19 protein-coding genes are annotated in these 23,038 nt (G+C 43.4%); 17 read left to right on the top strand and 2 right to left on the bottom strand.

Features of this window, described 5'->3' with window-relative positions; genetic code table 11:
* Positions 1-41: 41 nt before the first annotated feature.
* From metE to AC1TO9_RS22590, 15 genes are all read left to right on the top strand, one after another.
* Positions 42-2,330: a 5-methyltetrahydropteroyltriglutamate--homocysteine S-methyltransferase gene (metE, locus tag AC1TO9_RS22660; RefSeq protein ID WP_482060576.1), complete on the top strand. Its 2,289-nt coding sequence runs from the start codon at positions 42-44 to the stop codon at positions 2,328-2,330.
* 92 nt (positions 2,331-2,422) lie between these two features.
* A complete protein-coding gene (locus tag AC1TO9_RS22655; protein ID WP_482060575.1) occupies positions 2,423-3,574 on the top strand; it encodes an NAD(P)/FAD-dependent oxidoreductase in 1,152 nt (383 codons plus the stop codon).
* Positions 3,552-6,353 (top strand): glycoside hydrolase family 2 TIM barrel-domain containing protein, encoded by a 2,802-nt coding sequence (locus tag AC1TO9_RS22650; RefSeq protein ID WP_482057468.1) that lies wholly within the window; start codon positions 3,552-3,554, stop codon positions 6,351-6,353. The genes AC1TO9_RS22655 and AC1TO9_RS22650 overlap by 23 nt, the downstream gene beginning before the upstream one ends.
* Before the next feature lie 357 nt (positions 6,354-6,710).
* Complete coding sequence (locus AC1TO9_RS22645; protein ID WP_482057467.1) at positions 6,711-7,265, top strand: biotin transporter BioY; 555 nt, start codon at positions 6,711-6,713, stop codon at positions 7,263-7,265.
* Positions 7,266-7,292: 27 nt separating this feature from the next.
* Positions 7,293-8,093 carry an energy-coupling factor transporter ATPase gene (locus tag AC1TO9_RS22640; protein ID WP_482057466.1) on the top strand — a complete coding sequence of 267 codons (801 nt, stop codon included), beginning with the start codon at positions 7,293-7,295 and terminating at the stop codon, positions 8,091-8,093.
* A complete protein-coding gene (locus AC1TO9_RS22635) occupies positions 8,078-8,926 on the top strand; it encodes an ATP-binding cassette domain-containing protein (RefSeq protein ID WP_482057465.1) in 849 nt (282 codons plus the stop codon). Before AC1TO9_RS22640 ends, AC1TO9_RS22635 begins: the two co-directional genes overlap by 16 nt.
* On the top strand, positions 8,927-9,730 hold the full coding sequence (locus tag AC1TO9_RS22630; RefSeq protein ID WP_482057464.1) for an energy-coupling factor transporter transmembrane component T family protein: 804 nt from the start codon (positions 8,927-8,929) through the stop codon (positions 9,728-9,730).
* Positions 9,731-10,051, top strand: a complete 321-nt coding sequence (locus AC1TO9_RS22625; RefSeq protein ID WP_482057463.1) for a CHY zinc finger protein — start codon at positions 9,731-9,733, stop codon at positions 10,049-10,051.
* Positions 10,052-10,132: 81 nt separating this feature from the next.
* Positions 10,133-12,523 carry a polyprenyl synthetase family protein gene (locus tag AC1TO9_RS22620; RefSeq protein ID WP_482057462.1) on the top strand — a complete coding sequence of 797 codons (2,391 nt, stop codon included), beginning with the start codon at positions 10,133-10,135 and terminating at the stop codon, positions 12,521-12,523.
* A gap of 71 nt (positions 12,524-12,594) precedes the next feature.
* Entirely contained in the window at positions 12,595-13,152 is a 558-nt protein-coding gene (locus AC1TO9_RS22615; protein WP_482057461.1) for a CueP family metal-binding protein, read from the top strand.
* Between the two features lie 36 nt (positions 13,153-13,188).
* Positions 13,189-13,776, top strand: a complete 588-nt coding sequence (locus AC1TO9_RS22610) for a sugar O-acetyltransferase (RefSeq protein WP_482057539.1) — start codon at positions 13,189-13,191, stop codon at positions 13,774-13,776.
* 152 nt (positions 13,777-13,928) lie between these two features.
* Positions 13,929-14,951 carry an ABC transporter substrate-binding protein gene (locus AC1TO9_RS22605; protein ID WP_482057460.1) on the top strand — a complete coding sequence of 341 codons (1,023 nt, stop codon included), beginning with the start codon at positions 13,929-13,931 and terminating at the stop codon, positions 14,949-14,951.
* An 8-nt stretch (positions 14,952-14,959) separates the two neighbouring features.
* Positions 14,960-17,017 carry an iron ABC transporter permease gene (locus AC1TO9_RS22600; protein WP_482057459.1) on the top strand — a complete coding sequence of 686 codons (2,058 nt, stop codon included), beginning with the start codon at positions 14,960-14,962 and terminating at the stop codon, positions 17,015-17,017.
* A gap of 143 nt (positions 17,018-17,160) precedes the next feature.
* Complete coding sequence (locus tag AC1TO9_RS22595; RefSeq protein WP_482057458.1) at positions 17,161-17,295, top strand: hypothetical protein; 135 nt, start codon at positions 17,161-17,163, stop codon at positions 17,293-17,295.
* 230 nt (positions 17,296-17,525) lie between these two features.
* Positions 17,526-17,978: a hypothetical protein gene (locus AC1TO9_RS22590; RefSeq protein WP_482057457.1), complete on the top strand. Its 453-nt coding sequence runs from the start codon at positions 17,526-17,528 to the stop codon at positions 17,976-17,978.
* A gap of 280 nt (positions 17,979-18,258) precedes the next feature.
* Here AC1TO9_RS22590 and AC1TO9_RS22585 read toward each other — a convergent pair whose 3' ends face one another.
* The gene (locus tag AC1TO9_RS22585) at positions 18,259-19,755 is read right to left on the bottom strand and encodes a glycoside hydrolase family 43 protein (RefSeq protein ID WP_482057456.1); all 1,497 of its coding nucleotides are present in this window, start codon (positions 19,753-19,755) and stop codon (positions 18,259-18,261) included.
* A 202-nt stretch (positions 19,756-19,957) separates the two neighbouring features.
* On the opposite strand from AC1TO9_RS22585, the gene AC1TO9_RS22580 reads away from it, so the two are divergent.
* Positions 19,958-20,218, top strand: coding sequence for a hypothetical protein (locus tag AC1TO9_RS22580; RefSeq protein ID WP_482060574.1), 261 nt, complete (start codon positions 19,958-19,960; stop codon positions 20,216-20,218).
* Between the two features lie 233 nt (positions 20,219-20,451).
* The gene (locus AC1TO9_RS22575) at positions 20,452-21,975 is read left to right on the top strand and encodes a glycoside hydrolase family 43 protein (RefSeq protein WP_482057455.1); all 1,524 of its coding nucleotides are present in this window, start codon (positions 20,452-20,454) and stop codon (positions 21,973-21,975) included.
* Positions 21,976-22,053: 78 nt separating this feature from the next.
* Here the strand turns inward: AC1TO9_RS22575 and AC1TO9_RS22570 are convergent, their stop codons facing one another.
* Entirely contained in the window at positions 22,054-22,914 is an 861-nt protein-coding gene (locus tag AC1TO9_RS22570; protein ID WP_482057454.1) for a helix-turn-helix domain-containing protein, read from the bottom strand.
* Between the last annotated feature and the right edge of the window lie 124 nt (positions 22,915-23,038).

Genomic DNA, 23,038 nt, shown 5'->3' with positions numbered 1-23,038 from the left:
ATCTTTCTATTAACAAGTAATGTGCATAGGAGAGATATAGAATGATAAAGAGTAGTGTATTGGGATATCCACGTATTGGTGCGGATCGCGAATGGAAGAAGGCGTTAGAAGCGTTCTGGTCAGGCAAGATTGAGGAAGCAGAGTTTCATAGTAAATTACAAGAGATCACTTTGAATCATTTACGTAAACAGCAGGCAAAGGGTATCGATTTGATCGCAGTGAATGATTTCAGTTATTATGACCATATTCTGGATACAGCTACTATGTTCGGGATTGTTCCGAAGCGTTTTCCTTATGATGGCGGAGTTGTACCATTGTCTGTATATTATGCTATCGCCCGTGGGACGAAGGATGCAACAGCAAGTGAAATGACCAAATGGTTTAATACGAATTATCACTATATCGTTCCTGAGTTGGATGATGCTACACCAGTACTTACGGAGAATAAACCTCTTATAGCTTATCGTGAAGCTAAGGAAAAGCTTGGAATCGAAGGGAAGCCAGTTATCGTCGGACCATTAACATTCTTGAAACTATCCAAAGGATATAATGTTGCAGAAACAGATGCATGGCTAGATCGTTTACTACCACTGTATGTGCAAATCCTTCAGGAGCTTGCGAATGAAGGGGTGCAATGGGTACAAATAGATGAACCGATTCTTGTTCAGAAATTAAGCGCAGACGACATCCAAAGATTGAAGACTATCTACGGAACGATTGCTAAGTCTGTGCCTAACTTGAACATCATATTGCAAACGTATTTCGAATCAGTAGAGAACTATCAAGATATCATCCAGTTGCCAGTCAAAGGATTAGGTCTTGATTTCGTACATGGATTGTCGGGCAACTTGTCATCCATTAAGGAATTTGGTTTCCCAGCAGATAAGGTTCTAGGAGCGGGTGTGATCGATGGTCGTAGTATCTGGAAGGCGTCACTTCAAGAGAAGTTGGGACTATTGGAACAACTATCTGGAATTGTAACAGCTGAGCAACTTATCGTACAGTCATCATGTAGTCTACTTCATGTTCCTGTTACAGTGGCTAATGAGAAGAAGCTATCCGCTGAGCTTAAGGGTGCTCTTGCATTCGCGGATGAGAAGTTAGATGAACTTGTTCTTCTAGTAAAAGCAGTGACTTCAGGTCAAGGGGTCATTGCAGACGAATTGGCACAATGTGAACTTGACCTACAGGTACTTAAACAATCCGGTGAGCGTAATCGTAACGATATTCAGAGCGCAGTTGCTACGATTAGTTCGAAGCATCCTGAACGTCATCTTCCTTTTGCAGAGCGTCATGTTGCGCAGCAGAAGAAATGGCAATTACCATTGTTCCCAACAACGACGATCGGAAGCTTCCCGCAATCAGCTGAAGTACGTAAAGCTCGTCAATCGTGGCGTAAGGGTGAATGGAATAACGAGAAGTACGTTAGTTTCATCCAAGATCAGATCGATATCTGGATTAAGCTGCAGGAAGAGATCGGATTGGATGTTCTTGTTCATGGTGAATTTGAACGTACAGATATGGTTGAATTCTTCGGTGAGAAGCTTGCTGGCTTCGCGTTCACGCAGTTCGGATGGGTTCAGTCTTACGGTTCTCGTTGTGTGAAACCACCTATTATCTTTGGAGATGTAGCGTTTGAGAAGGCAATGACTGTGGAAGAAACGAAGTATGCACAGTCGAAGACAGATCGTCCTGTTAAGGGAATGCTTACGGGCCCTATTACGATCATGAACTGGTCCTTCGTTCGCGATGATATTAGCCGTGAACAAATCGCCTACCAATTGGCTTATGCACTTAGACAAGAAGTAGAAGCGTTAGAGAATGCTGGTATCGGAATGATTCAAGTGGATGAGCCTGCCGTTCGTGAAGGGTTGCCATTGAAGGAAGAAGAGCAAGCGAATTACTTAGCATGGGCTGTGAAGGCATTCCGCATGACGACATGTACCGTTCAAGATACAACTCAAATTCACACGCATATGTGTTATTGTGAGTTCCATGACATGATATATTCAATTGAAGCGATGGATGCGGATGTGATCTCAATCGAAACTTCACGTAGTCATGGTGAGTTGATTCATAGCTTCGAGTTGAATACGTACAAACTAGGTATTGGTTTAGGCGTATATGATATCCATAGTCCGCGTATTCCAAGAGTAGAGGAAATGACGAGTATGATCGATCGCGCTTTGCGAGTGTTGGATCCGGAATTGTTCTGGATCAATCCAGACTGCGGACTTAAGACTCGTGGATTCGACGAAACAGTGGATTCCTTACGCAACATGGTTGAAGCAACACAGATTGCACGTGCACAGCATTCCCTGAAGGTATAATACAAAAGGCGATCACCCCTGTAGAATGATGGGGAGTGATCGTCTTTTATTTGTTATACTAGAAACAGTTGATCTAGGAAAGGGATGTAAACATGCGGAAAGTCATCGTCATTGGAGCAGGAATTCTTGGGGCATCGACAGCATACCATTTAGCCCAGATGGGGGCAGAGGTCATTATTGTTGACCGCAAAGATCAAGGACAGGCGACGGATGCCGCCGCAGGAATTATCTGCCCTTGGCTATCACAAAGACGTAATCAAGCTTGGTACCAGTTGGCAAAAGCAGGTGCGCGCTTCTATCCAGAGTTGATTAAGGAACTCGAAAAAGAGGGTGAAACAGACACAGGCTATGCTCAAGTTGGTGCGCTATGTATTCATGATGATTTGGAGAAAATCAGAAAGATGGAGGAGCGCGCATATCTACGAAGAGAGGATGCACCAGAAGTCGGGGAAATTACAAGGTATAATGAACAAGAAACACATGCGTTGTTTCCCTTGTTAGCGGAAGGTTATCATTCTGTACATATTAGCGGTGCCGCCCGAATAGATGGTCGGGCACTTCGCGATGCATTGGTTCGATCAGCACAAAGAAATGGGGCTGTCCTAATCAACGGGGATGCGACGATTAATTATCAATCCAATCGTGTAACAGGCGTAACGGTTGGGAATGAAAGTTACTCTGCTAACGAAGTCATTGTATGTGCAGGTGCATGGGCAAATCAATTGCTACTGCCCTTAGGCATTGACTTTAAAGTTAGCTATCAGAAAGCGCAAATTATGCATTTACAAGTTCCAAATCAACAAGATACAGGCATATGGCCTGTCATCATACCACCTACGGATCAATACTTGCTCGCTTTTGATAATCAGAAAATCGTAATAGGTGCGACTCATGAGAATGACATTGAAGGCTATGATACAAGAGTAACCGCAGGTGGAATACAAGAAATTGTGAATAAAGGATTAGCTCTGGCACCTGACTTAGCAAATAGCACCTTTCAAGAGGTGCGTGTTGGATTCCGCCCATTTACCCCGGGGTTTCTCCCCGTGATGGGTGCTGTTCCCGGCTGGGAAGGTCTTATTGCCGCTAACGGATTAGGAGCGTCAGGGTTGACAATGGGCCCTTTTATTGGAAGTGAGCTTGCTAAGCTGGCTTTAGGTATTGCTCTGGACATCCATATAAGTGATTATGATATTCAAACAGCGATTAGGAGTGATATTTATGCAGACAATGATCAACCTTGAAGGTGAATGGAAGTTGCAATTAGATGAGAAGAGACAAGGAAGATTGCTTCCTTTTGCGGATGTCATAACATTGCCAGGCACGACATCGTACGCCCGTAAGGGACCGAAGAACAAGGATATTTCAGTCGGAGCTCTGACGGATGAATACCTCTTTGAGGGACAGGCCTGGTATTCGAAGGAGGTAGTCATTCCGGATGAACTCGCCGGAAAGGCATGTTTTCTATATCTGGAACGAACACGGCTGACGACGCTCTGGCTGGACGATCAAGAGATTGGCAGCCGTGATAGTCTGAACACCCCTCATATTTACGAATTGACCGACCAGCTACGGGCAGGCAGTCAGACAATTACCATCCGGGTCGACAATACTGGTTATCCGACCAAAGGAGGACATTTAACTTCGCCAGATACGCAGACTAACTGGAATGGAATCACCGGCCGGATCGAACTTCAATTTTACGGTGAGTCATATTTGGGCGAAATCCGGCTCGATCCAGATATATCCACACGGTCGATCAAAATCACAGCATCCCTGAAAGGCATGGTTGAAGGCCCGGTTGCTGTAACAGCTGCAAGCTTTAACAGTCTATCGACACACTCCGTGTCCGAGCAGGAGTTTGCAATATCATCGGGCGAGTTCTCTATCGTCTATGAGTTGGGAACGGACGCGCTGCTCTGGAGCGAAGCCGCACCCAATCTCTACAACATAAGCATCGTTCTGAAAGACAGAGAAGGGGTAGCCATCGACCGACACGACTTGATCTTTGGGCTAAGCGCGTTCAGAACGGAAGGTGACAAGTTTACAATCAACGGAGAGAAGACTTTTCTCCGCGGCAAACATGATGGCTTGATTTTCCCGTTGACCGGGTATGCGCCGACTGACGTAGAGGAATGGCTGAGAATCCTTGGGATTGCGAAGACCTACGGCATCAATCATTACCGTTTCCACACTTGCTGCCCACCTGAAGCAGCGTTTACTGCAGCGGATATGCTCGGCATTTACATGCAACCGGAGCTGCCGTTCTGGGGAACGATTACGGAAGAAACCGATGAGGGTCATAATCAGGCGGAGCAGGATTATCTGATCAGTGAGGGATATGCTATTCTGCAAGCGTTCGGTAATCATCCATCCTTCGTTATGATGTCACTCGGTAACGAGCTATGGGGTAGCAGAACTAAGATAGATTCTATTCTGAAAGACTATAAAGCATTCGATAACAGACATCTGTACACACAGGGATCCAATAACCATCAATTTGTACCGGAAATTCTGGAGCATGACGATTTCTTTAGTGGAGTACGCTTTTCCAAGGATCGCTTATTCAGGGGCTCCTATGCGATGTGCGACGCACCCCAAGGACATATCCAGACGGATCTGCCAGGAACGATGAAGGACTATGACGATCAGATTGTTCCTCCCGATCTACAGAATGGGGATGCCGCAGAAGCTGGAGGTACGATCCAGATCCAGTACGGCACTGAAGCCAAGACGGTAGAGCTTGGTGATGCGACAGGGGAATGGATTCCGCAGATTCCGGTTATCTCTCATGAGATTGGACAATATGCGACCTATCCAGATTATAAGGAAATCGAGAAATACAATGGGCCACTCAAAGCCGAGAATTTCAAGATTTTCCGAGAACGACTGGAAAGTAAAGGGCTAGGCCACCTCGCTGACAAATACTTCGAATGCTCAGGTCAGCTGGCTGTAGCCTGCTACAAAGAGGAACTAGAGGCCGCATTCCGCTCCCGGAAACTTGCCGGCTTCCAACTGCTGGATCTGCAGGATTTCAGCGGACAAGGAACGGCGTTAGTTGGCATCCTCGACGCCTTTATGGATTCCAAGGGAATGATAACGGCGGAGGAATGGCGCACATTCTGCAGTGATGCGGTTCTCATGGCGAGATTTCCGAAGTACAACTATATCTCCGGTGAACGGTTCAGCGCCGACGTCGAGCTATGCTGGTACCGGAGTGGGACACCTGATACGCTTGCACTTCACTGGGAGCTGAGCACAGACGGAGGAACGCTGGCGGAAGGCAGCGCCACAGCAGTAGTCCCAGCAGAGGCGAATTACATAGATATCTGCCAGGTGGCTATCGATCTTCCCGTCGTCGAGCGGATGAATAAAGTCGTATTCTCCTTGTGGATAGAGGGAACGGATATCCGCAAGACCTACGACCTGTGGATCTATCCGCAGAAGAGCGGTAGCGTGCTTGAGGGCATCCACTTATTCGAGGAACTTTCCGAAGAGGCGCTTGCACTGCTGGAGCAAGGTGAAAATGTGTTGCTTATGCCGAGACCGGAGTCTCTCCACAACGCCGTCGAAGGCACCTATTGTACTGATTTCTGGTGCTACCCAATGTTCCGCTCTATCTCCGAGAGCATGAACCGCCCAGTACCTATCGGCACTATGGGGCTGCTGATCGACAACAGCCACCCTGTATTCCATGACTTCCCAAGTGAAGAATTCTCTACCTATCCATGGTGGAATATCGTTCAACACTCGAAGTCGATCATTTTGGATGGAACGAATCGAGAATGGAGTCCCATCGTGCAGACGATTGACAACTTTGAGCGCAATCATAAACTAGGTTTACTCTTTGAGTGTCAAGTAGGTTCTGGCAACCTGATGATATGTGCATTGGACGCGAGCAAAGTAGGGGAAACACCGGAAGGAAGACAGTTCCTGTCCAGCCTAACTAGTTATATGACATCTGAGGAATTCAAACCACAGTATAAAGCAAGTACGGCAGAGCTTCATCAGTTCATCCAATAAACGGATGCTGCCCGAGCAACTCCAACAGGAGTAAATAATAACGAATAAGCCTTGTTCAATCGGTAGACTACCGTGATGAACAAGGCTTATTCGTAGATAGGGCAGTCAGCTATACCATTGAAGAGGACGAAGTAACCTATCATTGTTCGATCCCTGCCAATGCAACGGCAACCAACTTTTTGAGTGGTTGCCGGTTCTTTTGTTACTAGTGCTCAAATAGCGTCATTGATTGTTAACCTATAATAATTTTTAGGTTTACAACAAGGAATTATCAAGTTATGATTTAGCTAATACATAGATGTCGACTCTAGTAGAAATTTCAATTTCAATTTCAATGATAACAACGGAGGTCGTAAGATGAAGACAAAAGAGATGGTATTTGCTGCATTATTCGCTGCATTAATAGGAGTATTAGGTATGATTCCACCGATTCCACTAGGTTTTATCCCCGTACCCATCACAGTACAGACACTTGGCGTCATGCTAACCGGTTGTTTTTTAGGAAAGAAAACGGGTACGCTTAGCTTGATTTTGTTTATCGTATTAGTCGCTCTAGGTTTACCTTTATTGTCTGGAGGACGTGGAGGGCTCTCTGCATTCATAGCACCGACTGCTGGATACTTTCTAAGCTGGCCAATAGCCGTATTCTGTATCGGTTATATGACAGAAAAGATATGGTCCAAGTTAAAATTATGGAAAGTTATCATCATTAATTTGGTTGGTGGTGTTATACTTGTAAGTTTAATCGGTGCACCAGTCATGGCCCTCATTACACATACATCTGTATGGGCAGGACTTGTGGGTGCTACCGCATTTTTACCTGGAGATTGCATTAAAGCCGTTATCGCAGCGATGATCGTAATACAATTAAAAGCAGTCAGTCCGATTGAAGAAAAAGTGAATAACTCATAATGGTAGCATCAGAAGGGAAGTATCTACATGCTTACATTCGATCATGTTCATTTTTATTATAAAAAGGGACAATCTGTCATAGACAATATGAGCTTTACAATTGAAACAGGTGAGTTTGTGGCGATTGTCGGAGCTAATGGATGCGGTAAGTCTACGATTGCCAAGCTAATGGATGGATTGCTGCTTCCAAAGGAAGGCCGTGTCACATTTAAGAGTCTGGATACGTCAAGGCCAGCAGATCTTGATAAGATCCATGAACACATAGGCTTTGTATTCCAGAATCCAGAAGACCAATTCATCACCACAACGGTTATGGATGAGATCGTATTCGGATTGGAAAATATTCGTGTGCCAAGGGAGGAAATACGCAGTCGCTTGGATCATGCACTACGAGCTGTTCAGATGGAGGATTACTTGGAGTCGATGCCACATCAGTTATCCGGCGGTCAAAAGCAACGCGTAGCGATTGCGGCTATCGTGGCGATGCGCCCTCAGATCATTATTTTTGATGAGGCTACCTCCATGCTTGATCCACAGGGAAGGGAGCAAGTACTTTCCATTATGCATGAGCTTCACCGCCAAGGCATGACCATCATTCATATCACACATCATATGGAGGAAGTGCTTTCTGTAGATCGTATTTTACTCATACATAATGGCCGATTGGAATTTGATGGCGATCCTTCAAGCTTTTTTGAAACCGTGCCTGTCGTGGACTATCAATTAGAACCGCCCTTTGCGGTACGATTAAATAAACTGTTCCATCAATCAACCCCTTTAACGGCAGATTGGAAGGAGATGATTACCTTACAATGGTCTATCAACTAAACAATGTGAGCGTCAACTATGCTGATATAGTGGCTTTGCAGAATATCAGTTGCACTATCCAAGAAGGAAAATGGATTTCCATCATTGGACACACGGGAGCTGGCAAGTCTACACTCATCAAAGTGTTGAAGGGTCTAATTCCTAGCGTCGATGGTGAGTATTGGATTGATCAGCAGCCCATTCATAGGGATGGCAAAGGTCGACTAAAGGTCGTTTCTGACATAGGCTACGTATTTCAATATCCGGAGCATCAATTATTTGAAACGAGCGTGTACAAGGAGCTTGCCTTTGCCCCGAAGCTGCGCGGTTATTCACCTCAGCAGATAACGAAGGCAATAGAAACTATTTTACCGCAAGTGGGTTTGTCGGAAGAGATTCTTCCTTTGGTTCCGTTTCAATTAAGCGGGGGGCAGAAACGCCGTGTAGCGATCGCCTCGGTATTGATGATGGATCCGAAGCTACTTATATTAGACGAACCAACAGCAGGTCTCGACCCCGTAAGCCGTGTCGCTTTATTACGATTACTACAAGAATGGCAACAACAAGAAAAACGCACTATTCTCTTCGTATCACACCAAATGAACGATGTTGCTGAATACTCGGATGAGGTCATGGTACTTCACGCAGGACAGCTAATGGGGCATTTAGATACCAGGACTTTATTTCTGGAACAGGCGCAATTGCTTGCGAAATTCGGATTGTCACTGCCAGAACCGGTGCAACTCTTACATTTAGTGGAGGAATTATCTGGTCAGAAAATTGAAGTCGCAAGCTGTAGAGAGCAGGATATTATCGAGAAAGTGTGGCCAATATGGCACACTAGGAGTTGCTAAATGTCTAATACCGTATTAATAGGACAATATTTGGAGACCCATTCCTTATTTCACCGTCTAGATCCACGGACAAAGATTGTAAGCATTATTATCATCATATTGAGCTTCCTAATGTTAGAATCGTTCATGAGCTATGCAGTTGCAACCCTCTTCGTTTTAGGCATTTTGTTGCTATCCCGAATCCCATTTCACGTATTTGGGAAAGGGTTAAAGCCTGTTTTGTTTATTTTGATGTTCACCTTTGTATACCATGTCTTATTCACGACAGGAAATGTCATTTGGTCCTGGTCATTCATTGAGGTGACACTAGATGGATTGCAGAACGGGATACGTTACGTCTGGCGAATTATTTTACTCATCTTACTCGCTTCCATATTAACGTTAACCACAAAACCGCTAACCTTAGCCCATGGTCTAGAAAAGTTATTAGCACCGTTATCCAAAATACATGTGCCTGTGGAGCAGTTTTCATTAATGATCGTCATTGCGATACGGTTCATACCGACCATCTTACAGGAACTTGATCGTATTCTTCTGGCACAAAAGGCTAGAGGTTATGATATTTCGGCTTTGACGTTACCCAAACGTATTCTCGCTTATATTCCGGTTCTCATCCCTTTACTCTTCACGATCATTCAACGCGCCGAGCAGTTGACTTACGCGATTGAAGCGCGTGCTTATGGTAATGGTAAAGGGAGAACTGCCTATAAACAATTGAAATTTCAGCAACTCGATGCTCTAGTAGCGGGAATCGCCGTTCTAATGACGGTGACTCTGCTACTATTAAAAATGGGGGGAGTTTAGGTGAACATTTACGGGGTAGTGGTGGACAATGAAACACGTTGTGTTCATTATCATACAGAAAAGGATATTATCGCTATGAAGTTTAAATGCTGCAACCGCTACTATCCTTGCTACAAATGCCATGAAGAGCATGCAGATCACAACATCGAGCGCTGGCCGCAGGAGCAGTTTGACGAATTGGCAATCCTGTGCGGTAGCTGTCACAAGGAGTTGACGATTCAACAGTATATGCATACAGCTAGCTGCCCACATTGCCAAGCTATCTTTAATGAGAAATGTGCCATACATTATCCTATTTATTTTGAATTAAAACCCTCATAACGATTTCGTAACCAAACTCATTCTTTCCCGTATAAGATATGAACATGATACGAGGAATAACTAAAAAAAGAAGTTGAGGTAATGTATCGTATGAATGAGGAAATGATAGACCATGCCGATAGAGTGTATCGGCTAGCTGAGCAGAAAGCAGCTCAGTATTTTGCAACACTGTATGAGCAAGTCAGAGCAAAGACTTATGTGCCTATTCTGACTGAAGATATCCAATTGTGGAAAAAGAGCCATATTCACCAACATTCATGGCTATCCTTTTTTTCGAAGGGAAAGAGCAAGCCGGATTCTACGGATTACCATAGATATATAGGGTGGTTGAATGATACAGGAAAATTGGATGATTACTTAGATCGAAGTGTTTCTTATATGTATATGAGGGATCTGGGTAAAGCATTGGATTCGCCTGATACACAGAGCAGGATTCAACGTGTAGTTGCCGATATCAAAAGTCACTTGATACATTCGACAACCAATGAGGGGAATAAACCGGATGTTATGAGTTTGGCTACGTTGTATCGGATGGCTCAGAAGGAAGGCATAGAAACCGATATGATCTGGGTGATTAACAAACTCAGAACTGTATCTTCCAACATACCGAAGGAAATGAATGCAGAGCACTCCCAGCGTAAGCTGATCAAGATCATTATTGGGGTTATGTTGCATGTCGTTGAAGAGATGGAGGCTAACATCACGCCTGCCGAGCGTTCTCAAAGACTTGGTGAAGCCATTAGACTTGGTTATTCCTATGGTCTGTCTTATCCTTTCGTTGACGATCTTCTCGATTCGCAAGTTTTAACCACTCAAGAGAAAGAACAATATTCCCATATGATACGTACCGCACTTCTCATGGGGGCTGTGCCGGATTTAAGTAAGTGGGATGGAAGTAATATGGAACTGATTCAATATATACATGCCGAGTTAGGGGAAGCTTTTGAATATATTCATAACTATCAACGATCTGATACACAGAGTGCATTCTTCGAGCAGTCCTATGTGTTCTTTCATTCTCAGGAAATGGACCGGAATAAGGATCTGTCTCATGCGGATTACTCTAATGAAGAGTTATATATCCCCATTATTTTAAAATCGTCATCTTCCCGCTTAATCGTCCGTTCCGTCATTAGTGCTCCAGTAGATGAAGACTTTGATCAGCGAACTTTCTATTATGGCATCTACAATCAGTTGGCTGATGATTTCGCGGATATGTTTGATGATATGAAAGATGGCGCAGTAACCCCCTATACCTACTATTTGCAACACCATGATCAGCGTCCTGATCTAATAAACCCTTTTGAATTATACTGGACGGTTATCTCTCATTTGATCCATAACGTGCATCATTCGGATGCCAAGACCCGTGAGGTCATTCTAGATCGTGCAATCAATGGACTTAAACGTTGTAAAAGCCGCCTGGGTACTGAAAAGTATAATGAAATAATGAAGATTTTTGCTTCTGGCCATCCAGAATTCAATCGACTTATCCAACATATCGTTCGAAAAGTGGATGATGTGGATTTCTTCGATAAGCTGCTTCGGGATCAGATGGTTACGGCTCTACAAAACAACCGTAAGGAAAAAGAAGACTTTTCCGATATGATCAAAGTGGTTCGTCAGCAGATCAACAACATGTTGCACATACCCAAACCTAATGGGATCTCACCCATGAAGGAGCCGCTTATTGATGCTGCAAATTACAGTCTCGAAGGGGATGGCAAGCGTATCCGACCTATATTGACTTGGGTCATGGGTGTGAATGAATATGGATTACAGGCTTCGGAAATTGCTCCGCTTCTGAGATCTTTGGAATATATGCATACGGCCTCCCTAATCTTCGACGATCTCCCTTCCCAGGATAACGCTTCTACCCGTAGAGGTCGTCCAACTTTGCATCAGGTTCATAATATTGCTACTGCAGAATTAACCGGGTTGTTCCTTATGCAGAAGGCAATTAAAGAACAAGCGTCACTTGAGCATTTCAATGCCTCAAGCGTGCTTGCGTTAATGCAGTATTCAGCCGACAAGACAGCAGAGATGTGTATGGGACAAGAGATGGATTTGCAATCGAAAGGGAAAATACTGACACTAGAGCAATTGAATATGATGTGCTTTTACAAAACGGGCATTGCATTTGAAGCTTCTCTCATTATGCCTGCTATTCTCGCTGAGGTTAAGGAATCAGAAATCATAGATTTGAAGAAATTCGCCTATCATGCAGGTATTGCTTTTCAGATTAAAGATGATTTGCTTGATATGGAAGGCGACCTGCTTACACTGGGTAAGCCTGCTGGCAAAGACGTAGAGAACAACAGCTCGACTTTTGTGTCCGTCCTTGGACAGGAGGGTGCCAAGAAAGAAATGTGGGAGCACTACTGCCTTGCGATGGAAGTATTGCAAGAAATACCCCGAAATACTGCGTTTCTGAAACATTTGTTGAATTATATGATTAGTCGAGAGAGTTAACTGGACTTGTGATAGATCAGTTATAATAGTTATACTAAAGAAAGTGGTAGATGTAGGGGGATGAGTAGAAGTTGAGAAAAAAGATATTGGTGGCTACTGGATTAGTAGTGGTTGCGCTAGGGGCATATATACTCGCTGGAGGCGTTGAAAAAAAATCGCTTAATGAAAGTGATACGCAAGACATTAAACAATTGGTATATGAGTACAGCGCTCACAACATACAAGATCAGTCCGCTTCAATCACATCGGAGCAACTCATCGTAACTGCGAGCAACAAGAAGAAATTAACCTATGCTTTACCTGAAAATGAGTTTTTTATTTCCATCGCACCGTTTGTCAAGGAAACTCATCCCTGTGCAATTCATAGCTTGACGGGCTGTCAAGGGGAAATGATAGAGAAAGAGTTTGACGTTCACATCGCAGATATGGAAGGCAACGTGATATTAGATCAAACAATGACATCCCAAACTAACGGATTTATCGATTTTTGGTTACCTCGTGATACAACGTACCGCATAACGATCAAGCACGATGGGAAGACAGCAGAGTCTGAGATTTCCACCTTCAAAGACGATAATACTTGCATTACAACGATGCAATTGATTGAGGACAAAAGCCAGAGTTTGTAAAATGATAACTATTCAAGGAGATTTGAGTTCATGAAATTGACTGAAAAAGAAAAAGCTAAAAAAGGGTTTCTTTATGATAATAATCATGACAAAGAACTTTTAGCAGAACGAATGCGAGCGAAAGAATTATGTTTCGATTATAACCATCTTCGTCCTAGGCAAATTGTTGAACGGAACAAGATCATAAAAGAGCTACTTGGTAAAACCAAGAGTAACTTTCTTATTGAACAGCCGTTTGTATGTGATCAAGGATATAATATTGAAATTGGAGAGAACTTTTACTGCAACCATAATAGTGTCATGCTTGATGCTGCAAAAATAACGTTTGGAGATAATGTCTTCATTGCACCTAATTGTGGATTTTATACTGCCGGCCACCCACTTGATAGGGAGCAAAGGAATAAAGGATTGGAAATTGCTTACCCCATCACTATAGGAAACAATGTGTGGATTGGAGGGGGTGTATCGATCCTTCCAGGTATTACGATTGGAAATGATACAGTTATTGGTGCAGGAAGTGTCGTTACCAAAAATATTCCTTCTGGTGTTATTGCAGCAGGTAATCCCTGTAGAGTCATCCGAGAAATTACGGAATCAGATAAAGATAAGTATACTCAAGAATAATACAAGATAAGAGAAAGCGGCCCCTAGGGTCGCTTTTTATAATTAATTTAAGTTGACTTTCCGGGAAAACGAATATAAAATAATGAATGTCATTAGTAATGATAATCATTATCATGTAAAATTATTATATACATACCTAGGGGGAAATAAAAATGCACAAAAAGTTATTGAGTTTAATTATGGTTATCGTTTTCACACTGGTTGTAGCGGGCTGCGGATCTAACCAACCGAATAGTTCGGCAACTGACGAAGGGGCAACTGGCAATGGAGTCGCTACAAATGTAGGCAATGAAGCTGTGAGCGAGCCGATTGTACTGAAAGATGCTAAAGGCGAGCTTAAGTTGGATAAGCCTGCGCAAAAGGTTGTCGTATTGGAGTGGACATTTACAGAAGATATTATTGCGCTCGGAATGCAGCCAGTAGGAAGTGCCGATAATGAAAACTATAAGCTTTATGTAACTTCTGAAGCTTCATTAGATGCAGGCGTGACGGATGTCGGTACCCGTGGTGAACCGAATCTAGAGACAATTGCTTCTTTACAGCCGGATTTGATTATTGCCATCACTGATAGCCATGACGCGATATATGATCAATTGAAAGGTATTGCGCCAACGTTGATTTTCAGTCTCTACCCGCCTGAAGGGCAAGGAAATCATTATACACAAATGGAAGATATCTTCAAAACAATTGCAGCGGCTGTCGGAAAAACAGCTGAAGGCGACAAGGTTCTTGCTGATCTAGATGCACATTATGCAGATGCTAAGGCGAAGCTTGCTGCAGCAGGCAAGGAAGGCTTGAATTATGTGCTGACGCAGGCATACAGCTATCAGAATGCAGCACAGTTACGTCTTTTTACGGATAACTCACTTGCCGTACAAACGTTGAACCGGATTGGCCTAAAGAACGACTGGGAATCTCAACAATTCGAGATGTGGGGTTTCAGCACATCAACGGTTGAATCATTACCTGCGGTCCAGGACACAAATCTAATCTATATCGTGCAAGAGAATGATAATATTTTCTCGAATGAACTAAAAGATAATTCTGTTTGGAACGGCCTTACTTTCGTTAAAGAAGAACGCATCTTCGGATTGGACAGCGCGACATGGGTGTTCGGCGGTCCCATCTCCTCCAAAGTTATCGTGGATGAAGTTGTAAATACATTAACAAAATGAGCGCCTTAATGACCAAAACGAATAAGAAAGAAGTCCCTATCGGAATGACCTGGCGGCTTATAGGAATATTTGGGGGCGGCATTGCCGTCCTTTTTGTTCTATTCGTGCTGAGCCTCTGTTTCGGAGAGGCCGAAATCCCGATCGCCACCATATTCGAGGGATTACTGAACCGTCGAGATATAATGGAGCATAATCTGCTTTGGGATATCCGAATGCCGCGCACTGTTATAGGGATTCTGGGCGGGGCTGCCCTTGCTGCGGCTGGCGCTTTATTGCAAACGATAACGAAAAATCCGCTAGCTTCTTCTGATACGCTAGGAATCAATGCTGGTGCTTATTTTATGGTTGTGCTTGGCGTAGTTGCATTCCCTGTTATGCAACAACAGTTTCCATTTTTGTTGGCAGTTGCGGGTGGACTGCTGGCGGCATTGGCTGCTTATTTCCTGAGCGGAGGTCGAACGGCCACGCCTGTTCGACTTGCTTTATCAGGTATGATTGTATCCATGGTACTTGGAGCGTTTACATCGGCCATTCATATTTTCAAAACAACAGAAACGCAAAATTTATTCTTATGGGGCGCGGGTTCTTTAATCCAGCTTGACTGGGACGGTGTTCAATATGCCTGGCCTTTCGTTATCGCACTGCTTGGGGTAGCGGTGTTCGCAGGACGGCAATTCGATGCGCTCGAGCTTGATGAGTCTACCGCCCGCTCACTTGGGCAGCGTGTAGGGTTAATTAAGGCGGTAGGCCTCGGGCTATCGGTATTGCTGGCTGCGATCGTAGTCAGTGTGGTCGGACCTATCGGCTTTGTCGGTCTGGTCGCACCTCATCTTGTTCGGCTTAGCGGAATAAGCAAGCATCGTCTGTTGATTCCCGCGAGTGCGTTGTGGGGAGCACTGCTCATTACAGCAGCGGATACGATTGCACGTATGGTACGAGGAAGTTTCGGAGAAATGCCAGTTGGTGCGGTCATGGCGATAATTGGAGCACCATGGCTCATTTGGCTGGTACTCACCAAGATGAAAAACATATCCGGTTCAGGCTCTGTACAGTCATCCATGAGTATAGGAGGGGCAGCAAAGCGTATGCGCTTTGCTCCGACAGCGACATTCATGACGATACTACTGATCTTTATCATCCTCGTGAGCTTGTCGCTTGGGGGAACAAGAATACCGATTAGCGATTTGCTGAGCAGTCTTGTTGGCGGGGGAGATCAATCATATTCCGTCCTCCTAAATTTACGACTTCCGCGTACACTCGTTGCGGCTGCAGGCGGTATCGCGCTTGCCATTAGTGGTGTCTTAATCCAAAGTGCTGTCCGAAATCCATTAGCAGACGCCTCCATTATCGGAGTGACTTCGGGTGCTGGGCTTGGCGCGATGATCGTGCTGGTCGCATGGCCCGGATTGACGATAGTTGCACTTCCCTTTGCGGCCATTACGGGTGGAGTTGTCGCAGCAGCCATTGTGTTTTTTCTAGCATGGCGGAAAGCATTAAATCCATCCGTTCTCATCCTGCTTGGAATCGCCGTATCAGCAATCTTCTCTGCAGGCATTCAGGTCATGATTGTCAAGGGAAGCTTCTATAGTAGCAGTTCCTTTATTTGGCTGACGGGTTCGACCTATGGACGAGGCTGGGGTCAGTTTTATAGCCTGTTTATATTTCTACTTGTACTTGTACCGGTTGCTTATTATTTGGGACGAAAATTCGATTTGCTGGCGTTTGGCGATGAGAGTTCAACAGGTTTTGGCTTGCCAGTCCGGGGAACGCGGCTCTGGGCCATGATTATCGGGGTTTTGCTTGCATCAGGAGCTGTTGCAAGTGTCGGAACGATTGGCTTTCTCGGACTCATGGCACCGCATGTCGTACGGATGATGATCGGGCATCACACAAGACGCTCCATTATTTTGTCGGGACTTCTTGGTGGATTGCTACTCGTCATTGCTGATACGATCGGAAGAACTATAATGGCACCGAAAGAGATTCCATCAGGTCTGATTATTATGCTGATTGGAGCTCCATATTTCCTGTTTCTAATGTACCGCACGCTTGTTAGAAAAGGGTAGGACGGTTAACAAGGCAGACATCTTAGTCCTGATCATCAAGAAATCTTGATGCATCAGGGCTTTTTGATTTGAATTTTTCTAATGTTATAGAATTTTTATCGTTGATATTATGTGTGTTGTGAGAGAGAAGGGGGGAGAATTAGTTGTCAAAACTGCAGTTAAAAATGGCGCTAACGCTGAAAAGTGAGGATTCCAGTAATCTAGATGTACTCCATGCAACTAAAGTTAGCTTCAGAGGGATTTGGTTGAATTTAGATGTATTTAATGTACCTTCATGACTAATGCGCGTTCTCTTGTTCAATAACGTCAACGGGGTATGCTGGACTTCCTTACTGCAACCCGGGTGCGTTCAAGAAGTCGACTCTGCAGTGGATTACGTGTCCCCATCATGATGAGTGTAACAATTATAACATTCACCCGAAATCTTGATGAACTATAATAGGACCAAATTGAACAGTAAAATTGGATGAGGCAAGGTCAATTATGCGTGAGGAGGTTGAGTTAGATCGTGAAGTCTAAACATGAACGATCATGGGTATTGTTTATTTTACAGTTATTTTTAGGCGTGGGTGCTGTATTCGGTGGTGTGGTATTAATGATTGATCCTACAGGGAATTTAGTGGGACTACCCTCGACGATTTTAGAAAGGTCACCATTTAGTGATTTCTTGATCCCAGGTATTATTTTGTTCATTGTCTTAGGTGTATTCCCATTATTCTTATCCATTGCGCTCATGACAAGATGGGATTGGAGGATAGCGGATAAAATAAATATTATTAAAGATCGACATTGGAGTTGGACATTCTCGTTGTATAGTGGGTTTGCACTTATTATCTGGATTACGGTACAAGTGTATGTGATTAATGCGGTTGAACTTTTGCATATGTTGTACATTACTTTAGGATTAACGATACAGGTAGTTACGTTATTGCCTGCGGTTCAAGCTATTTATAAAAAATAATGTTTCCTCGACACAAAAGGAGCATTCCAACTACGGAATGAATGGGATGCTCCATCTATAATCCAAAAGAGTATCAATCGTATGATTCTCAAAATCAAACATCGAGTTTATTTGCTAGTATATTGTTTATTGAAATCATCATTGGACGAATGATATCAGGATTTCTTGCGACTTACGTATCTAGTAAAAACCTGATAAGAAATGGTGAAATCTGCCACAAAGAGCCGATAACCGTATTGCAACTCTGATTACAATTTATCTAGAGTAAACGATAAATGCATTATGAGTACTCGCAGCTAAAATGTGAAAATACTGCATTGTAGTCAGGACTTTCTCCAGTGGCATATAAACCTATAAGTACACCTGTAAATCCTCCCGCTACTTCTGAAGAGAGATATTTCGTTTGCGCGGATCCAAGTAACGTCTCAGCATCTCCAATCTGAACATAGAAGTGATAAAGAGTAGGAGTGGCCTTAATAACCAATGTAGCATGATTGCAATGGCCCAAATCTATAGCTTTTTCAGTTGATTTGATATCTCCAATATTAAGTCGTTCGATGACCTCGTATCCATGTTGATGGTTACGCAAGGCTAAATCATAATGGTGGTTTTCGTCCATGTAGAGTGTAATGCCGGCTTCGCCATTGGTTAGGCTGATCTCGCAAGTAATGACCGCGTTAAAGTCTTTTTGACGAATACCTATAAAGGTTGGTGATGCTGGAACATCTAGCGTCACTTCCGTTCCTTTAAGCTTTACCTTATCGGATTCTAACATATAATTTTCTGTAACCGGATGTCGAAGATAACACCAGTCTAGATTCCAATCCGTGTTCTCGAACGTGAAGGCCTTTTTCTCTTGTTGAATGATTGTGCTAGAGATACGGTCAGTCTCGAAACTCATAAGAGTGGTGCCTTTATGACCTGCCGTAAACCAGCCGTCTTCATCAAAAGTAATCGGAGTTAGAAAAACTTCGCGTCCTAAGTGATGAAACGTAAGATACTGACCGGTCTGCCGGAATCCGAGATGGAAGATCCACCAATTCCCTTCCTGGTCTTGAACCAGATCACCGTGGCCGACTCCTTGCAGCTCGTAACCACCTAAATTACGATTGGTCAATACAGGATTGTTGTTATAGGCTTCGAACGGACCGGAAGGTGAGTTTCCACGCGCATAAGTGACCATATGGCCATATTCCGTTCCGCCTTCAGATACCATCAGATAATAGCGCCCATTCATTTTGTAAAGATGAGGACTTTCCAAATAACGTCCCCCTGAGCCTTGCCAGACAGAACGACTTGGCGTTAACTTGCGGCCAGATTCAATTTCAATTTCGCATTGGATGATACCGCCAACTCCGTAATCGTCAGTCCCATTGCTCATGAAATATGTTATTCCATCTTCAAAATATAAATCTGGATCGATTCCGCCTTGATCGACGTAGATCGGTTCAGACCATTCGCCGTAAATATCGTCAGTCCAGACATAGAAGTTTTGGTGAGTAGTGTCATTTGTGGTAGTCATGTAAAACCGGCCATTGTTATGACGCAAGGTGGGAGCAAATACACCACCTGAACTGTTCACGGTTTCCAACTGAATCTGGCTCTTTCGGGTTAGACAATGACCGATTTGAGTCCAATTTATCAGATCTTTGCTTTCAAAAATCGGAACGCCGGGGAAATACTGAAAGGAACTGCAGACCAGATAATAGGTGTCGTCCACTTTGCAAACGCTTGGGTCGGGGTAAAAGCCTTTAATGACTGGGTTATTGTAGTTCATTTGTCCACCTCTTCTTTAAATTTATATAAATAAGAATTCATTGTGATTACATCCTAAGAAAATTAAACACTATTGAGCAGAAACTTTCAATGAAACAGGGTTGAAGGTTTTCTTTATATTTATTAAATTAATATATATGTGAATTCAATATATATGGGGCAGGAGATAATTCTATGATAAGGAAGCCGCAGGGTACGCAAAAATGGAGGGACGCACAAAATGTGTTTCCTTAAACATAAAACTGTCGAAATCGAGCTCCCAACCGCCAGGCCTCCGAGATTACTGGCCTTCAGATATTAGTTTCACGTTTAACGGTGTTTCGCTTGGAACCTGGACAAGCCCAGCAGACTTCGGAAGAGCGGCGCGCGGCAAATATACGCCGGAATGGTGGCATCGAAATGTGAATCAATACGGATTATTGAAGACAATTCGCATTGACGCTCTATGGAGCTGGATTCGGTAATCATGATCAGGATATTAAAATTCGTGTATACATTAAGGAATAAATCATAACCGACACAAAGCACTCTTAACAGACAACCGCCTCAAGATATCCTATGTCTAAATAATGCTACTTTTGAGACTTGAAAATGAAGGTTTACTATTTTGGTTTGAATTACAATGAATGTGGTTTTAAACATGAGTGTATTTAATGTTTTTGTAGTCGAACGCTAAAATAGACAGGAGTGCAGTTAAATGCAGTATACTAATCCCGTAATATCGGGCTTTCATCCGGACCCAAGTATTTGCCGAGCTGGGGACGATTATTATTTGGTCACAAGTTCATTTGAATATTTTCCGGGAGTTCCCATTTTCCATAGCAAAGATCTTGTCAACTGGCGTCAGATCGGTCATTGTCTTACAACAGAGGAGCAGTTACCATTAGCTAACTCATGGAGCTCAGGAGGGATTTTCGCACCGACAATCCGTTATCATAACGGCTGGTTTTATATGGCGACAACGAACGTAAGCGGAGTCGGGAATTTCTTTGTTAAAACGAAAAATCCAGCAGAAACATGGTCAAATCCGATCCTTGTTGCACAGGACGGAATAGATCCATCGCTTACATTTGATGATGACGGACGCGTATACTTTCAGTCTTCAAGCAACGGCGATCAGGGTCATGGTATTTATCAGTGTGAAATCGATATTGAAACCGGCACCATGTTGACGGAGAGCCGTCTGTTATGGAAAGGAAGTGGCGGCGCTTATCCTGAAGCCCCTCACGTGTACAAAACAAACGGTTACTACTATTTGATGATCGCTGAAGGTGGCACAGAATATGGACATATGGAAACCATCGCAAGAAGCAAACATCCATTTGGACCCTATGAATCTTATGCAAATAATCCTATTCTCTCGAACAGAAGCATGGAAAGTAGCATACATGCAACAGGTCATGCAGATTTGATCGAGACTCAGGACGGGAGCTGGTGGGCTGTTTGCTTGGGAATTAGACCGGTCTCATATCCTATGGCTCATCATTTGGGTAGAGAGGTATATCTTGCTCCTGTAAGCTGGACATCTGATGGTTGGCCGGTAATCGGCAATAATACGCATATCAATACAGTCATGGAGGCACCGAATCTACCCGAAGTGCAGTGGCCTGTGAAGCCGATAAGAGACAACTTTGACGATTCAAAGCTAGGCTTGGATTGGACTTTTTTAAGAAACCCGGTTCAGAGCAGCTGGTCATTGCAGGAACGACCAGGATACCTAGTACTTCATGGACAACAAACGTCTTTAAATGAAACCGGTTCTCCCGCTTTTGTGGGCAGACGTCTTAGTCACTTCACATGCAAAATGGAAGCAAAGATGGAATTTGAACCGCTGAATGATGGGGAAGAAGCAGGATTAACCGTATTTATGAACCAAAAACACCATTATGACCTTGCGGTTAGGTCTATACAAGGACGTAAAATGATAGTCTTTCGGCGAACTGTTGGTTCTCTAAAAGTAGAAGAAATCCGTGATTGTCCGGAGGGACCTATTGTACTTCAAATTCAAGCTCTCCCCGATAAGATTATAGCTTCTATCCGCACTCCAGAAATCGAACCGATCGAAATGGGGTGGGGAGAAACTCATTTTCTTAGTACAGAAATGGCAGGAGGTTTTACAGGGGTATTTGTCGCCATGTATGCAACCACTGAAACGGGACAATCCACCCCTGCTTGTTTTGATTGGTTCGATTATGAGCCACTAGAATTAATGGAGAAATAACAACATATTTAAAGCGATTGCTGCAGCGGCTCATTAGAGCCAGCTGCTTTTTTTATGAGGAGTAGGAGATTAACGTATTTACTTTTTAGATCTATATGATTTAGGAGACATGTCATACGTTTTTTTGAATTGGCGAGTGAAATAATTGCTGTCGTTAAATCCGCACTCATATGAGATTTCCGTAATTGAAAGATTACTTTGATTTAACAACGTGCAGGCACGTTCTAAACGAAGACGTTGAAGATAAGCTATCGGCGTTGTCAGATAGTATGCTCGGAATATTCGGTTCAAATGTCTAACGGATATATCTGATTTGGCCGCGATTTCATCCAGTGTTACTTGATCAAGATAGTGATCCTCAATGAAAGAAATCGCATTTGCTAGGTGCATCAGACTGCTATCTGCCCCTTTCTCCTGATAGTCATATTGTCTTGATAAATAAACGATAAGCTCCATAAACCGGGAAGCTAGCATCGTTTTATAACCGTGAATTTTCTCTTCGTATTCTTTAATCATATATGAAATGAGGGATGAGACATACTCTAGGCTTATGATCGACATGTTAAGTTTACTTTTATAAGGGTTAATACTGCGATAAAACGGTTCCAAAATAAAAAGAGCCTGAAAACCATTCAACGTCCGTAGATCTGAACCAGCAGAATTGAGCATTTCAGGTTTGTACATAATATTGCAAATTTTGAATTCATATGGGGACTTATAAGCATGTGGAGTTCCGCCATTAATGACAAAAACATTCCCTTTTTTAATAAATGATTCTTCGTTATTGACGATATGGGTTGCATGTCCATTAAGCACAATGACCAGTTCAGAAAAGTCTACATGTGTATGAAAAGAAATGTCCTCCTCATGCCCTCCATATTGAATGAAAAAGGGGAAATCCTCATCCCTCGTAAACCAGTTCAAATATACATTACTCAATCGATTCCCACCTTCCAAAACGTTATACTATGTCTATATCATGCTATTTAATGACCTGAAAATCAAGGTTATCTACCAAATTAATAGATAAAATGAAAGGGAATCAGGGAAACGATAAATGATT

It is taken from the genome of Paenibacillus sp. Y916, assembly GCF_056786435.1.
This window is presented reverse-complemented; position numbering and strand designations above follow the sequence as displayed.